This is a genomic window from Qipengyuania atrilutea (genome assembly GCF_013370205.1).
Taxonomy (GTDB): Bacteria; Pseudomonadota; Alphaproteobacteria; order Sphingomonadales; family Sphingomonadaceae; genus Actirhodobacter; species Actirhodobacter atriluteus.
On the sequence record NZ_JABWGV010000003.1, the window covers coordinates 272616 to 288144 of the forward strand.

Annotated in this window: 12 protein-coding genes; 3 read left to right on the top strand and 9 right to left on the bottom strand. The window is 62.9% G+C overall.

The features are described from left to right. Window positions 1-4: 4 nt before the first annotated feature. The gene (locus HUV48_RS09495) at window positions 5-751 is read right to left on the bottom strand and encodes a YebC/PmpR family DNA-binding transcriptional regulator (RefSeq protein WP_176267547.1); all 747 of its coding nucleotides are present in this window, start codon (window positions 749-751) and stop codon (window positions 5-7) included. Between the two features lie 51 nt (window positions 752-802). Here HUV48_RS09495 and HUV48_RS09500 point away from each other — a divergent pair, with 51 nt between their 5' ends. Further along, entirely contained in the window at window positions 803-1588 is a 786-nt protein-coding gene (locus HUV48_RS09500; RefSeq protein ID WP_176267548.1) for a CPBP family intramembrane glutamic endopeptidase, read from the top strand. A gap of 9 nt (window positions 1589-1597) precedes the next feature. Here the strand turns inward: HUV48_RS09500 and HUV48_RS09505 are convergent, their stop codons facing one another. The 4 genes from HUV48_RS09505 to HUV48_RS09520 form a co-directional block, all read right to left on the bottom strand. Next, complete coding sequence (locus HUV48_RS09505; RefSeq protein ID WP_176267833.1) at window positions 1598-1915, bottom strand: heavy metal-binding domain-containing protein; 318 nt, start codon at window positions 1913-1915, stop codon at window positions 1598-1600. 25 nt (window positions 1916-1940) lie between these two features. Beyond that, the gene (locus HUV48_RS09510; RefSeq protein WP_225871652.1) at window positions 1941-2756 is read right to left on the bottom strand and encodes an SDR family oxidoreductase; all 816 of its coding nucleotides are present in this window, start codon (window positions 2754-2756) and stop codon (window positions 1941-1943) included. Window positions 2757-2942: 186 nt separating this feature from the next. Beyond that, window positions 2943-3179: a DUF2312 domain-containing protein gene (locus HUV48_RS09515; protein WP_160682945.1), complete on the bottom strand. Its 237-nt coding sequence runs from the start codon at window positions 3177-3179 to the stop codon at window positions 2943-2945. Between the two features lie 88 nt (window positions 3180-3267). Then, window positions 3268-3576 carry a DUF1244 domain-containing protein gene (locus HUV48_RS09520; protein WP_176267550.1) on the bottom strand — a complete coding sequence of 103 codons (309 nt, stop codon included), beginning with the start codon at window positions 3574-3576 and terminating at the stop codon, window positions 3268-3270. Window positions 3577-3638: 62 nt separating this feature from the next. Here HUV48_RS09520 and pyk point away from each other — a divergent pair, with 62 nt between their 5' ends. Beyond that, on the top strand, window positions 3639-5150 hold the full coding sequence (gene pyk / locus HUV48_RS09525) for a pyruvate kinase (RefSeq protein ID WP_176267551.1): 1512 nt from the start codon (window positions 3639-3641) through the stop codon (window positions 5148-5150). On the opposite strand, the gene HUV48_RS09530 is transcribed toward pyk, so the two are convergent. Continuing rightward, window positions 5147-6187 carry a histidine kinase dimerization/phosphoacceptor domain -containing protein gene (locus tag HUV48_RS09530; protein ID WP_176267552.1) on the bottom strand — a complete coding sequence of 347 codons (1041 nt, stop codon included), beginning with the start codon at window positions 6185-6187 and terminating at the stop codon, window positions 5147-5149. The two genes, pyk and HUV48_RS09530, sit on opposite strands and share 4 nt — an antisense overlap. Window positions 6188-6366: 179 nt before the next feature. Between HUV48_RS09530 and HUV48_RS09535 the strand changes: the two genes are divergently transcribed. Beyond that, on the top strand, window positions 6367-7179 hold the full coding sequence (locus HUV48_RS09535; protein ID WP_176267553.1) for a TerC family protein: 813 nt from the start codon (window positions 6367-6369) through the stop codon (window positions 7177-7179). A gap of 1 nt (window position 7180) precedes the next feature. Here the strand turns inward: HUV48_RS09535 and gltX are convergent, their stop codons facing one another. The 3 genes from gltX to rpoC form a co-directional block, all read right to left on the bottom strand. Beyond that, window positions 7181-8527 (bottom strand): glutamate--tRNA ligase, encoded by a 1347-nt coding sequence (gltX, locus tag HUV48_RS09540; protein WP_176267554.1) that lies wholly within the window; start codon window positions 8525-8527, stop codon window positions 7181-7183. 49 nt (window positions 8528-8576) lie between these two features. Then, complete coding sequence (locus HUV48_RS09545) at window positions 8577-10958, bottom strand: putative bifunctional diguanylate cyclase/phosphodiesterase (RefSeq protein WP_217906764.1); 2382 nt, start codon at window positions 10956-10958, stop codon at window positions 8577-8579. Between the two features lie 206 nt (window positions 10959-11164). Beyond that, window positions 11165-15490, bottom strand: coding sequence for a DNA-directed RNA polymerase subunit beta' (rpoC, locus tag HUV48_RS09550; protein ID WP_176267556.1), 4326 nt, complete (start codon window positions 15488-15490; stop codon window positions 11165-11167). Between the last annotated feature and the right edge of the window lie 39 nt (window positions 15491-15529).

Sequence of the window (15529 nt, forward strand, 5' to 3'; positions counted from 1 at the left end):
CAGATCAGGCGTCGATCTTGTCCATCACCTCGTCGGAAATGTCGTAATTGCCCCACACGGTCTGCACGTCGTCGTCATCGTCGAGCGCGTCGATCAGCTTAAGCAGCGTCGCGGCGTTCTTCTCGTCCATGTCGACGGTGAGGTTGGGCTTCCATGCGAGCTTCACCGTTTCCGCTTCGCCCAGCGCCTGTTCGAGGTCGGCTGCGACCTGGTGCAGGTCTTCGGGCGCGGTCCAGATTTCGTGCCCGTCTTCGGTCGAGGTGATATCCTCCGCACCCGCTTCCATTGCGGCTTCGAGCACCTTTTCCTCGCTGCCCGCATCGGCAGGGTAGAGAATGAAGCCCAGCCGCTCGAACCCGTGGGCGACGCTGCCTTCGGTGCCCATGTTGCCGCCGTTCTTGCTGAAGGCGGTGCGGACGTTGGTGGCGGTGCGGTTGCGGTTGTCGGTCAGCGCCTCGACGATGATCGCGCTGCCGCCCGGGCCGTAGCCCTCGTAGCGCACTTCTTCGTAGTTCTCGTCGTCGCCGCCGCTCGCCTTGTCGATCGCGCGCTGGATGTTGTCCTTCGGCATCGACTGGGCCTTGGCCGCATTGACTGCCAGCCGCAGCCGCGGGTTCATGTCGGGATCGGGCATGCCCATCTTCGCCGCTACGGTGATTTCGCGGCTCAGCTTGGAAAAGAGGTTGGAACGCTTCTTGTCCTGAGCGCCCTTGCGATGCATGATGTTCTTGAATTTGGAATGGCCGGCCATGGGTTTTCTACACCAGTCTGGTTTTTATTAACTAGGCGAGCGCATAGCCCCATGATGACCGAAACCTCAAGCCTTTCAGAGCGCGAAGATGCGCCGCTGAAGACCCGCGCAGTCGCTGCCGACACGATGTTCGGCGAGTGGCGACGCTACCTCGATTTCGTTCGCCGCCCCGTGCTGCCCGATGCGGCGCACACGGTGAGCGGCGGGAGCGTGCTCGGTATCGCGCGGATGTGGGCACTCGACGTGGTGCTGATGGGCATATTGCTCAGCATTGCGGGCCTCATCGTGATGATCGGCATCGATTTGCCGGAGAATGCGCTGTCCGGCCTAAGCTGGGGGCCGGAAATCATCGCGGCGGTGGTGATCGTCGCGCCGATCGTCGAGGAAACCGGCTTCCGCGGCTGGCTGTCGGGAAGGCCGGGACACATCCTCGCCTGGGCGGTCTTCCTCCTTACGGGAGCGGTGCTGAGCTACGTTGCGAGGGCAACCGGGACCGAGACCGGCGCGGCGTCCTATATCGCGCTAGCCGTGATGCTCGCCCTGATCGTCGGCGCGCTGTACTATTTTCGCAAGGCGCCCGCTATGGGGTGGTTCAAACGCCTGTTCCCGCTGCTTTTCTGGCTCAGCACCCTGGCATTCGCGCTGGTGCACCTGTGGAATTACACCGAAGGCTCGCTCGCCTACCTGCTGCCCTTCGTAGTGCCGCAGTTCGTGGCCGGCTCGATCTTCGGCTACGTGCGCGTGCATTACGGGCTGTGGGCCAGCATCCTGACCCACGCCCTGCATAACGGTCTCGCTGTCGCACTGGTGCTGAGTATCGGGGAAGCGGCGACCTAGACCGGCGCCCTAGACGCTGACGGCGGTTCCGCTGACCGACACCATGAGCATCGAGCCGTTCTGGCCGAGCACTTCGTAGTCGATATCGACGCCGATCACGGCATTGCCGCCGAGCGAGGTGGCCTCCGCCTGCATTTCTGCGATCGCTTCCTTGCGGGCGCGGGAAAGCACTTCCTCGTACTTCCCGCTGCGCCCGCCGACGAGGTCGGTGATGGAGGCGAAGATGTCGCGGAACAGGTTCGCGCCGACAATGACCTCGCCCGTCACGACGCCGAGATACTGCTTCACCGGCCTCCCTTCGAGCGAGGTGGTGGTGGTGACGATCATGCCGCCTTTTGCGTTACTCCACGGACTAGCCATTGACGATTATTCCTCCGTTGGGATGAAGAACCTGTCCCGACATATAGGAGGAGTCCTCGCAGGCCAAGAACAGGAAGGCGGGCGCAACTTCGTTCGGCTCGCCCGCACGGCCCATGGGCGTGCTTTCGCCGAAGTCGTCCATCTCCTCTTCCGGCTGGCCGCCGAAGGGGTTGAGCGGGGTCCAGATCGGTCCTGGCGCGACCGCGTTCACGCGGATGCCGTCCTCGACGAGATTGCCCGAGAGCGACCGAGTGAAAGCGGTGATCGCGCCCTTGGTCGAACTGTAGTCGAGCAGGATCGGTGCGCCCTTGTACATCGTCACGCTCGTGCAATTCACGATGGTCGCGCCCTTTTTCAGATGGGGGCGGGCGGCCTGAACCATGTAGAACATGGAGAAGATGTTCGACTGGAAGGTGCGCTGCAATTGCTCCGCCGTTATGTCCTCGACATCGTAATCGGGGTGCTGCTCGCCCGCGATCTGGATGAGTGTGTCGATCCGGCCGAAGATCTCGATCGTCTTGGCTACTAGCTTGTCCGCTTCTTCCTTCTTGCCGAGGTCGCCGGCGAGCGTGAAGGCTTCCGCACCTTCCGCCTCGCACAGTTCCTTCGTTTTTGCAGCGTCGTCGTGTTCGCAGAGGTAGGAGATCGCGACCTTCGCACCTTCACGTGCGAACAGCACGGCGGTCGCGCGGCCGATGCCGCTGTCCGCGCCGGTGATTATCGCAACCTTGTCCTTGAGCCGACCGGAACCGAGATAGCGCGGCTGCCACTTGGGCTTGCGCTCCATCTTGCTTTCGTGGCCCGGCATCCGCGGTTCTTCGGAGATCGGCTCGATGAAGTCGGCGTTCTCGTGCTTGTCGAGGGTGTCATTGTCGCTGCTCATGGGGTCTTCCTTCGCTGATTGGCTCGTTAACCATTCAACGAAGGTGGGGCGGGGCGCGTTCCGCATCCCGGCGCACGAACGCGCCCGCCCGGCTATGGCAGCGCGGCTATATCAGCCGAGGCCGAGTGCCGCTTTGTAGGTATCGAGAATCGTTTCCATCTCGCTGCGGTCGTCGGGCTTCATTTTGCGAAGGCGCACCACCTGCCGCATGATCTTGGGATCGTAGCCAACCGCTTTCGCTTCGGCGTAGACGTCGCGAATGTCGTCGGCGATGCCTTTCTTTTCTTCCTCGAGGCGCTCGATCCGCTCGATCAGAAGGCGCAGGCGGTCGTCGGTGGCTTCGGCCATGGGGTAGTCTCCGGATTGGATGTGAGAATCGGTTGGCGCCTCGATAGCCAGCCAATCGGGAGCCGTGAACCGGAGCGCGCAATTATCCTCAAGCGTTTTTCGCGACGCTCGCTTGCATCCGGTCGAGCTGCTCTTGGGTCGCGGGTGTCTGCCGCGTCGCTTTCCATTCGTCTGCCGGCATGCCGTGGATGAGTTCGCGCGCTTCGACCTTGTCCCCCTCGTAGCCCGCATCGCGGATCCAGTCGGCGAGGCAATTGCGGCAGAAGCCCGACAGACCCATCAGGTCGATGTTCTGTGCATCGTGTCGGTGCCGCAGATGGCGCACCAGCCGCCGGAAGGCTTCCGCTGCGACAGCATCGTCCAGCCGGTCCAGTTCGTCTGCAGAATTCGTATCCATCGCTTGCTTCCCGCTTTCTATATAACTTGTGTTGGAATGCGCGTCTGCCATAGGACTGCGCCATGCAAAACCCCGATATGCAGACCGAGAACGACCGCAAGCCCGACCTCGATCCCCGCGGCCGCAAGATCAAGATCCTGGCGACGATCGGCCCGGCGAGCCGCTCGCCCGAAATGCTCAGGCGGCTGTTCAAGGCGGGCGTGGATGCCTTCCGCGTCAACATGAGCCACGGCGACCACGCCACACATGCCGAAACGATTGGTAATATCCGTGCGCTCGAACGTGAGGTGAACCACCCCATCGCGATCCTGTGCGACCTGCAGGGACCGAAGCTGCGCGTCGGCACATTCAAGGACGGAAAGGCGGTCATCCGCCATTCGGGGCATTTCACGCTCGACCGGCGCGACGAGCCCGGCGACGAGACTCGCGTCCAGCTTCCGCATCCCGAGCTTTTCGGACTGCTGGAGAAGGGGCAACGCCTGCTTATCAACGACGGCAAGATCCGCCTGAAGGTGATCCGCGCCGACGACGACGAAATCCTGTGCTCGGCGGAAGTCGGCGGGGTCATCTCCGACCGCAAGGGCGTCAACGTGCCCGATGCCGAAGTGCCGATTCCCGCATTGACCGAAAAGGACCGCCGGGACCTTGCCTTCGCGGTGAAGCACGATGCGGACTGGATCGGCCTCAGCTTCGTGCAGCGGCCCGAAGACCTTGCCGAAGCCCGCAAGCTGATGGGCGGGTACGGCGCTTTGTGCGCCAAGATCGAGAAGCCGATGGCGGTTCGCCGGCTCGACGAGATCATCGAACTGTCGGACGGCGTCATGGTGGCGCGCGGCGACCTCGGCGTGGAACTCAATCCCGAAGAAGTGCCGCCGCTGCAGAAGAAGATCGTGAATGCCACCCGCAACGCGGGCAAGCCGGTGATCGTCGCCACGCAAATGCTCGAAAGCATGATCGAAAGCCCTGCGCCGACCCGCGCCGAAGTCTCCGACGTGGCGAACGCGGTCTACGACGGGGCGGACTGCGTGATGCTGTCGGCCGAGACCGCGGCAGGCGAATGGCCGGAGGAAGCGGTCACGATCATGGACCGGATCGCGGTTCAGGTGGAGCGGGATGACGCCTATCTGGAACGCGTGCGGCTGCTCGACACGCCGCCCGACCGGACGACCGCCGACGCGCTCAGCCATGCCTGCATGACCATCGCCGACACGGTCGACATCCGCGCGATTACCGTTTTCACCGGCTCCGGCTCTACCGCGCGGCGCGTGGCGCGCGAGCGGCCTTCGGTGCCAATGCTGGTGCTCACTCCCTCGCAGCGCACGGCGCGGCGCGTGGCGCTGCTGTGGGGCGCGCATCCGGTCGCCACCAAGGACATCGGCAGCTTCGAGGAGATGATCGCCAAGGGCAAGCGCATGGCGCTTCGTCACGGGTTTGGCGAAGCTGGCAACAAGCTCATCGCGCTGGCAGGGGTCCCGTTCGGCACACCCGGCGCGACCAACCTGCTGCACGTCGTCACGCTGACGGGTAACGAACTCGACGAATACGACGCACAGCGGGCGCTCGAACCGGGCTAGGCGGCGGGTTCTGCCTGTTGCTGCGTCAGGCTGACGCGGCAACCCTGCGGGGTCAGATCAATATCGAAGCTCGCTCCGGCCTGGCGCGCGAACGCTTCGAACAGCCGTGTACCGAGCCCGGTGGATTGCGCCTGCGCCAGCGCGGCTTCGCTCGGGCGTCCGGTGTCGCTGACGACGAGCGACCATCCTTCGGGTCGCTGGCTCAGAGCCACGTCGATCCGTCCGCCTTCACCATCGGCGAAAGCGTATTTCGCGCAGTTCGTGAGCGCCTCGTTGGTGAACAGGCCGATCGCCACTGCCGTTTCGCGGTCCATCTCGACGGGATCGACCTGTACCATGACCTTGATCGTATCGTCGAGCGCTGCCTTGCGAAACCGCTCGACCACGTCGCGCAGATAGCTGTCCATCTCGACCGCAGCGCCTTTGCCGTGACTGTCGCTGAGATTGGTATAGGCGCTGGCGAAGGAATGCAGCCGGCCGATCGCCTGGGTGAGGACCGCCTTGCTTTCCTCGTTTTCGAGCCCGCGCTGCTGCAGTTCGAGCAGGCTGACCGACAACGCGAAGTTGTTCTTCGTCCGGTGGTCGAGTTCGCTCAGCAGCATCTGGCGGCGTTCGATCTCTTCGTCGCGCTCCCGCGCGTAGACGCAGCCCGAATAGCGGAACATCTCGGCGAAGATGAGGACGATGAGAGCGGCGGTGGAATTGAGCACGACGCGCGCCGGATCGCTTGGGTCCTCGAAATGCAGCGAATTCGCGGTCGGCAGCACGAAATACCACGCCCAGAAGAAACAGATGAGATAGGCGACGAGGCCTGACAGCCAGCGCCCGAACAATGTCGCGAGCAGCACCGTGGGGTAAACGAAGGCAAATGGACCTGACGTGGGCGCAACGATATCGATCAGACTGCGCAGCAGGATCATCGCCACGGCGCAGGTGAGGCCGAACACGACCTGCGCGAGCCTCTGGCTTGCTTTGCCTTCGACGAGCCGGACGACGTCGAACTCGGTCAACCTGCTGATCAGTGGGGCATTTGCCATCGCTCTTAATTGACCCCTGCTCAAGACAGCTTCCCTCACCGCTACATTAGATCGTATCGTCTTATTGGTAAAATGAATTGCGCCACGGCCAACATAGTTAAGTCCTCAGGCGAAAATCGTTTCGCTCATCAGCACCGCGGACTCTTGTATTTTTGTCTGCGTACGGACAAACGATGCGCATGGATATCATTGCCCTTCTGAGCGATCCTGCCGCTTGGCTCGCGCTTTTGACCCTCATCGCGCTGGAAGTCGTTCTCGGCGTCGATAATCTCATCTTCATCGCGATCCTGTCGAACAAGCTGCCCGAGCATCAGCAGTCGAAGGCGCGGCGCATCGGCCTGTCGCTGGCGCTGATTATGCGCATCGGCCTTCTTATGCTGATCGGCTGGATCGTGACGCTGCAGGAGCCGCTGTTCGATCTCGGCATTACCGGTCCGCCGGTCGAGGGCACGAACAAAGCCAGCTTCGAAACCGCCTTTTCAGGCCGCGACCTGATCCTTCTCGCAGGCGGGCTGTTCCTGCTGTGGAAGGCGACGAAGGAAATCCACCATTCGATGGAACCGGAAGACAATTCGGGCGACATCATGGACAAGACGCCGAGCATGGCGGACGCCGCCAAGGCGAGCTTCGGTGCAGTCATCGCGCAGATCATCGCCATCGACCTCGTCTTCTCGGTCGATTCCATCCTGACCGCAGTCGGCATGACCGACGAGATTCCGATCATGGTCACCGCCGTCGTCATCACCGTGGGCGTGATGATGGTCGCCGCCGACCCGCTGGCCCGCTTTATCGAGAAGAACCCGACGCTGGTGATGCTGGCGCTGGCGTTCCTCGTGATGATCGGCCTGGTGCTGATCGCGGACGGCCTCGGCTTCCATGTGCCCAAGGGGTATATTTACGCGGCGATGGGCTTCTCGGTCGGGGTCGAACTGCTCAACATGGTTCAGCGGAACCGGCGGGCGAAGGAAAGGGCCGTGGCGGCCGGCGAATAGCCTAGCCGCCGGCGGCGCGCTGCAGCCGCGAGCGCGCCTTTTCTTCCCCAATGACGGGCAGCAATTCGCGCATGTCGGGGCCAGAGCCCTGTCCGGTGAGCGCAAGGCGCAGTGGCAGGAACAGCGCCTTGCCCTTGCGCTCTGTCTGTTCCTTCAGCGCGCCGGTCAGCTCATGCCACGGGTCTTCGCTGTCCCATGACAGGGTATCGGCAGCGAGGGCGAGGAAGGACTGGTCCTCTACCGAAAACTGCGGAAGCTCGATCGGGCCGGTGACGATGCGCCACCAGTCCTGCGCCTCGCTTACCTTGCTAAGGTTGGGCCGGACGGCGTGCCACGCGGCTTCGTCCATCCCTTCGGGCAGGCGCTGTGCTGCCTCGGCGTAGTCCATCGCGTGGACCAGCGCGGCATTGAGGCGCGTCAGTTCTTCATCGTCGAATTTCGCCGGAGCACGGCTGAAAGTTGCGAGGTCGAAGCCTTCCACGAGCGTGTTCATGTCGGCGATCGGCTCGACCGGCCGCGAGGTGCCAAGCCGTGCGAGCAAGGCGTTTATCGCCATCGGCTCGATATCGGCCTCGCGGAATGCATCGCAGCCGAGCGAACCGAGCCGCTTCGACAGCTTGCCCTCCTTGCCGACCAGCAGCGCGGTGTGCGCGAAAGCGGGCTGCGCCGCGCCCATCGCTTCGAACATCTGGATCTGCATCGCGGTGTTGGACACATGATCCTCGCCGCGGATTACGTCGGTTACGCCCATCGCGATATCGTCGAGCGCGCTCGGCAGCATGTAGAGCCACGAGCCGTCCGCGCGGCGGATTACCGGATCGGATAGCTGCGCCGGATCGAACGACTGCGGCCCGCGCACCCCGTCCTCCCAGCTGATGGGGGTATCGTGGTCAAGCTTGAAGCGCCAATGCGGCGCGATCCCGGCGGCTTCCTTCTCGGCGCGCTGCTCGTCCGTCAGCGCGAGGGCTGCCCGGTCGTAGATCGGTGGCTTGCCGCGGCCGAGCAGAATCTTGCGCTTGAGGTCCAGTTCCTGTGCAGTTTCGTAGGCCGGATATACGCGCCCGCTCGTCTTGAGCTTCGCAAAACCAGCTTCGTAAGTTTCGAGGCGCTGCGACTGACGTTCCTCGCCATCGGGCCCCATGCCGAGCCAAGCAAGATCGCTGCGAATGGCTTCGACATATTCCTCTTTCGAACGCTCCGCATCCGTATCGTCGATCCGCAGCAAAAACGTGCCGCCCTGCTGCCGCGCTTTCAGGAAATTGTGCAGGGCCGTGCGGATATTGCCGACGTGCAGGCGGCCGGTCGGCGAGGGAGCGAAACGGGTTACGGTACGAGGGGTATCAGACATGCGCGGCGTTTAGCGGCGCGCCTGCGTTTTGGCGATAGGGAAGGGCAGTTCAGGCGCGCAGGTCGCTATCGGAAGTCCGTCCGCGAGCTTCGTCGCGCTTGCGCCGGTAGTCGAGAATGCCCTCTTCGGGTTCGCCGAGCCCGCTCGTATCGAGCGCTGCGCCTGAAAGCCGGCCGGCGGGCAGCGGCTCGCAGATGAGGAACCCCTGCGCTTCCGTACAGCCGAGCCGCCGAAGCAGTTCGAGCTGTTCGGGACGTTCCACCCCTTCCGCGATGGTCGTCATGCCGAGCGCATCGGCAAGCCGGGTGATAGTCGTGACGATCGCCTGGCTGCTGCGGCTTTCGGCCACCTCAGTCACGAAATCGCGGTCGATCTTGATCCGGTCGAAGGGGAATTTCCTGAGGTAGCTAAGCGAGGAATAGCCCGTTCCGAAATCGTCGAGCGAAATCGATGTGCCCATTTCCCGAAGCTTGATGAGCGTCTGCTGGTTGGCTTCGCTGCCGTCGAGTATGACGTGCTCGGTGATCTCGAAATCGACGCGCGCCGGGTCGATACCGCTGTCTTCGATCGCTTCGCTGACGGCACTCGCGAGCCGGGGGCTTTTGACCTGCGTCGGCGAGAGGTTGATCGCGACGCGCAGGTTATCGGGCCAACGTGCCGCATCCATCATCGCGCAGTGCGTGATCCACTCGCCCAGCGGCACGATGAGCCCGCTCGTCTCGGCAACGTCGAGAAAAGCGTTGGGGTGCAGCAATCCGCGCTCCGGATGCTTCCAGCGAACCAGCGCCTCGTAGCCGGTCAGCGCGCCAGTCGCGAGCGAGACGACCGGCTGGTAATGCATGACCAGCTCCTCGCGCACTATCGCCTCCCGCAGTTGTTGTTCGATGATGCGGCGATCGCGGCTCGCATCGTCGAGCGAGGGGTCGAACAGCGCAAACTGGTCGCGGCCTTTCGCCTTGGCTGCATAGAGCGCGAGATCGGCCTGCCGCAGCAGTTCGAGCGCGTTGCAGTCCGCATCCGCGCAGCGTGCGACCCCGACACTGGTCGAGATGCGGTAGATGATCCCATCGATCTCGAACGGCGCACGCATGACGGTCAGGAAACGGTGCGCGCGTTCCATGAGTGTGGCATCGCCAGCGCTCGTCTCGATCAGGATGGCAAATTCGTCTCCGCCGAGGCGCGCGACGAGGTCGTCCGGCCTGACCTCGAGCTGCAGCCGGGCGCCGACTTCGCACAGCAGCAGATCGCCCACGACGTGGCCTTTGGTGTCGTTGATGCCCTTGAAATCGTCGAGGTCGAGATAGAACAGTACGACGTTGCGCTTCTCGCACCAGGCGCGATCGAGCGCGCTGCGCAGCCGCTCGTTGAACAGGTAGCGATTGGCAAGGCCGGTCAGGCCGTCGAAATGCGCCATCTGGCTGACGCGCTGTTCGGCAAGCTGCGTATCCGTGACATCGCGGGCCACGCCGCTCATCATGCCGTTTTCCCGCGGCCGCGCGGACAGTTCCCAGTACCGCGTTTCGCCCGCCGCCTTGATCGGGACGACGAGTTCTCGAAAAGCTTCGAGCGCGTTCAGGTGTTCGGCGAGGCGGCTGCGCGCGCTGCCCTGTTCGAACAGTTCTAGGAACGATTGGCCTTCGAGGTTTGCCGGCACCCGCGCAGCGGCCTGTCCGAAGCGCCGCGAAACGTCGAGAAGCTTGCCCGCCTTGTCGACCGTCCACAGCCAGTCTGAGGAATGCTCCTCATAATCATTAAGCAGCATCCGGACGGTCGAGGCGCTTTCCGCGCGTTCGACCTCGTGGCGCACGCTCGCGACGAAGGTCCGCTCCTGAATGCTGATCGATCTGAGAAGCGTGAAGGCGTATGCAAGGATCAGTAGGCTGAAGATCAGCGACGTCTCGCCGGCGACGATCCAGCCCGCCACGAGAAAACCGATGCACAGCAGCGTGACGTGGACCTGCGCTGCTGCCGGTGCGTGGCGGCACATAAGCAGGGCGGACACGAAGATGCCCGTTCCGACGGCCACCACCAGCGTCAGCGCCAGTCCGCTGGAAACGCTCGCCGCGACGACCAGGCTGATCGCCCAGCCCGCGCTGCTGGCGTGCATCGCGCGGTTGACCCGCTTCCACAGGCGTTCGAGATCGGGAAGCGGGGTCTGGCCGAGGCTGATGTCGCGCAGCAGCCAGGCACGGTGAAAGATCGAGGCGGCGCTCACCAGCGTCCAACCGAGTATGAAGAACGCATTTACGACGTTCACGAGCGAAGCGGCGAGCACCAGCACGGATACGAGCGAGGCGAACAGCCCGAGCGGCGCGGCACGCATCACGGCGTCGAGCCGCCGGACGAGCAGCTCCCGCTTGATCGATTCCTCTATGGACAACGCTCGCGCCATCGCGTTCGACAATTCCCGTGCGGTATAAGCTTTCGGCAAGCTAACCGATCATTCCTAAGAATTCTTAATGTTTCACCGCAGTGAAACGGTCCCGGGAAATGGTGGCGCTCATGGCGCGTGGCTAATTCCACCGGAGCCAAGGGCGCTTGGACGAGCGCTCTCTGCGGCAAGGCGGAGCGGGCGCGAAAAACCCCGCCGAAGTTTCCTCCGGCGGGGTCTTTCAGTTCAGCAACCAGCGGTAAGGCTCAGTCTTCGCTGGCGTCCGTCTCGGCTGCGGCCGGCGCATTGCCCGCCATTGCGGCGCGCATCGCATCTTCGTCGGCCACGGTGTCGACCGGCTCTTCCGTTTCTGCCGCGGCTTCGGCCTTCGCCTCTTCCTTGGCTTCCTCGGCAGCGGCCAGCGCATCCTGCTGCTTCTTCCACTGCGCCTTCAGGGCAGCGTCGCGGCTGGAGGCAGTGACGCGCATCCGGTTCATGCCCGCACCGGTACCGGCAGGGATGAGGCGGCCTACGATCACGTTCTCCTTCAGACCGATCAGCGTGTCCTTCTTCCCTTCGACCGCGGCCTGCGTCAGCACGCGCGTAGTTTCTTGGAACGAAGCGGCGGAGATGAAGCTGCGGGTTTGCAGCGAAGCCTTCGTGATGCCGAGCAGCACGGGCTTGCCTTCTGCCGGCTTCTTGCTCTTCGTCAGCTTCGCATTGACTGCGTTCATCTCTTCCAGATCGACCTGTTCGCCCGGCAGCAGCGTGGTATCGCCGCCATCGGTGATCTCGACCTTCTGCAGCATCTGGCGAACGATCACCTCGATGTGCTTGTCGTTGATCTTAACGCCCTGTAAACGGTAGACTTCCTGGATTTCGTTGACGAGATATTCCGCCAGCGGCTCGATACCAAGTACTTCCAAGATATCGTGCGGGTCGGGCGAGCCGGAAATCAGCGTGTCGCCCTTTTTCACGAAGTCGCCTTCCTGAACGTCGATCACCTTGGTCTTGGGGATCAGGTACTCGACGGGTTCGCCTTCCTCCGGCACGATCGCGATCTTGCGCTTGGCCTTGTACTCGCGGACAAATTCGATCTTGCCCGAAATCTTGGCGATGATCGCATTATCCTTAGGCTTACGCGCTTCGAACAGCTCCGCAACACGCGGCAGACCGCCGGTGATGTCGCGGGTCTTGGCCGCTTCGCGGCTGGCACGGGCGAGAATGTCGCCTGCCTCGACCGACTGGCCGTCATCGACCGAGAGCGTCGTTCCCGGAGCGAGCAGATAGCGCTGCGCTTCGGTATCTTCGTCGGTCTCCCTTTCGCCGAGCAGGGTCATGCGCGGACGAAGATCGTCCTTCTTCGCACGGCCGGTCGCCCGGTTCTCGGTCACGACGCGCTGGGCGATGCCGGTGGCCTCGTCCACGCGCTCTTCCAGCGTCTTGCCTTCGATCAGGTCCTGATACTTCACGACACCGGCGGTTTCGGTGATGATCGGTAGCGAGAACGGATCCCATTCCGCCAGCCGGTCGCCGTCCTTAACCTGCTCGCCGTCCTTGTGCATCAGCACCGTACCGTAAGGCACCTTGTGGATCTCGCGCTCGCGCCCTTCGGCGTCGATGACCGCGAGTTCGCCGTTTCGGGCGAGCGACAGGATGCGGCCCTTCTTGTCTACGATGGTCGGCATGTCGCGGTAAACGACCTTACCGTCCGAGATGGATTCGAGGTGGCTCGTCTCGTTCAGCTGTGCCGCACCGCCGATGTGGAACGTCCGCATCGTCAGCTGCGTACCCGGCTCACCGATCGACTGCGCCGCGATGACGCCGACGGCTTCGCCGATGTTCACCGGCGTACCGCGAGCGAGGTCACGGCCGTAGCACTTGCCGCACACGCCCTGATCGGCTTCGCAGACCAGCGGCGAACGGATCTTCGCGACTTGCGTTTCCGCAGCCTCGATATCCTTCACCATGGGCTCATCGATGAGGGTGCCTGCCTTCACGATGACCTCGCCGGTCGCCGCGTTAACGATGTCTTCGGCCAGCGTCCGGCCAAGGATGCGCTCGCCGAGCGAGGCGATCACGCTGCCGCCCTGCACGATGGCACGCATGTCGAGCGCGTTGTCGGTCTTGCAGTCCTCTTCCACGATGACGCAGTCCTGCGACACGTCTACGAGGCGGCGGGTCAGGTAGCCCGAGTTCGCCGTCTTGAGCGCCGTGTCGGCAAGACCCTTACGGGCGCCGTGGGTCGAGTTGAAGTATTCAAGAACGGTCAGACCTTCCTTGAAGTTCGAGATGATTGGCGTTTCGATAATCTCGCCCGAAGGCTTGGCCATCAGGCCGCGCATCCCGGCAAGCTGCTTCATCTGCGCTGGCGAACCACGCGCACCGGAGTGGCTCATCATGTAGATCGAGTTGATCTCCGCCTCGAGCCCTTCCTTGTCGATCGGGCGCGACTTGATCTCGTCCATCATGGCGTCCGCAACCTGGTCGCCGCAGCGGCTCCAGGCGTCGATCACCTTGTTGTACTTCTCTTGCTGCGTGATGAGGCCGTCCTGGTACTGCTGCTCGTAATCAGCGACCAGCGACTTGGTTTCCTCGACCATCCCGTCCTTGCTGTCAGGGATGATCATGTCGTCCTTACCGAACGAAATGCCGGCCTTGAACGCGTTGCGGAAGCCCAGCACCATGATGGCGTCGGCGAACAGCACCGTGTCCTTCTGACCGGTGTGACGATACACTTCGTCGATCACGTCACCGATGTCCTTCTTCGTGAGAAGGCGGTTGACGATGTCGAAGGGAACCTTGTGGTTCTTGGGCAGGCATTCGCCGATCAGCATCCGGCCCGGCGTCGTGACGAAGCGCTTCATCGCCACCTTGCCGTCTTCATCGGCCTGCGGGACGCGGGCCATGATCCGGGTGTGGAGCGATACGCTCTTCGTTTCGAGCGCCTGGTGAACTTCGGCCATGTCGGCGAAGGTCTTCAGCTTCTCGTGCTCTTCACCGTCGTCGCCGTCGACATACTCGGGGTGCTTTTCCTGCCGTTCCATCGACAGATAGTAGAGACCCAGGACCATGTCCTGCGAGGGCACGATGATCGGCTTGCCGTTGGCGGGCGAGAGGATGTTGTTGGTCGACATCATCAGCACGCGCGCTTCGAGCTGGGCTTCCAGCGAAAGCGGCACGTGGACGGCCATCTGGTCGCCGTCGAAGTCGGCGTTGAAGGCCGAGCAGACGAGCGGGTGGAGCTGGATCGCCTTGCCCTCGATCAGGACGGGTTCGAACGCCTGGATGCCGAGGCGGTGAAGCGTGGGCGCACGGTTCAGCAGAACCGGGTGCTCGCGGATCACCTCATCGAGGATGTCCCAGACTTCCTTGCGCTCCTTCTCAACCCACTTTTTCGCCTGCTTCAGGGTCATCGAGAGACCCTTCGCATCGAGGCGGGCGTAGATGAACGGCTTGAACAGCTCGAGTGCCATCTTCTTCGGCAGGCCGCACTGGTGCAGCTTGAGCTCAGGGCCGGTCACGATGACCGAGCGGCCCGAATAGTCGACGCGCTTGCCGAGCAGGTTCTGCCGGAAGCGGCCCTGCTTGCCCTTGAGCATGTCGCTGAGCGACTTCAGCGGACGCTTGCTTGCGCCGGTGATGACACGCCCGCGGCGGCCGTTGTCGAACAATGCATCGACCGATTCCTGAAGCATGCGCTTTTCGTTGCGGACGATGATGTCCGGCGCGCGCAGCTCGATAAGGCGCTTCAAGCGGTTGTTGCGGTTGATGACCCGGCGATAGAGATCGTTGAGGTCCGAGGTCGCGAAGCGGCCACCGTCGAGCGGCACCAGCGGGCGCAGTTCGGGCGGGATGACCGGCACGACTTCGAGGATCATCCATTCCGGGCGGTTGCCGGAATCGATGAAGCTTTCCACGACCTTCAGACGCTTGATGATCTTGGCGGGCTTCAGCTTCGACTTGGTCGTCGCCAGCTCTTCCATCAGATCGTCGCGTTCCTGCTCGAGGTCGAGATCCATTAGCATGGTCTTGACCGCGGACGCACCGATATCGGCGGAGAACGCGTCTTCGCCGTACTCGTCCTGCGCTTCCAGCAGCTCGTCTTCAGTCAGAAGCTGGTTCTTTTCGAGCGCCGTAAGGCCCGGCTCGGTCACGATGTAGGCTTCGAAGTAGAGCACGCGCTCGAGCTGCTTCAGCTGCATGTCGAGCAAGAGGCCGATGCGGCTCGGCAGCGACTTCAGGAACCAGATGTGCGCGACCGGCGCGGCCAGTTCGATGTGGCCCATGCGCTCGCGGCGGACCTTCGTCACGGTGACTTCGACGCCGCACTTTTCGCACACGACGCCCTTGTACTTCATGCGCTTGTACTTGCCGCACAGACACTCGTAGTCCTTCACCGGACCGAAGATGCGCGCGCAGAACAGGCCGTCACGCTCGGGCTTGAACGTACGGTAGTTGATCGTTTCCGGCTTCTTGATCTCGCCGAAAGACCACGAGCGGATCCGTTCCGGCGAAGCAATGCCGATCTGGATCTGGTCGAAGGTTTCCGGCTTTGCGAGCTGGTTGGTGAATTTGGTCAGTTCGTTCATGTTGTCATCCCTGAAGGGTGAAATCGTTCGGGTGGGCTG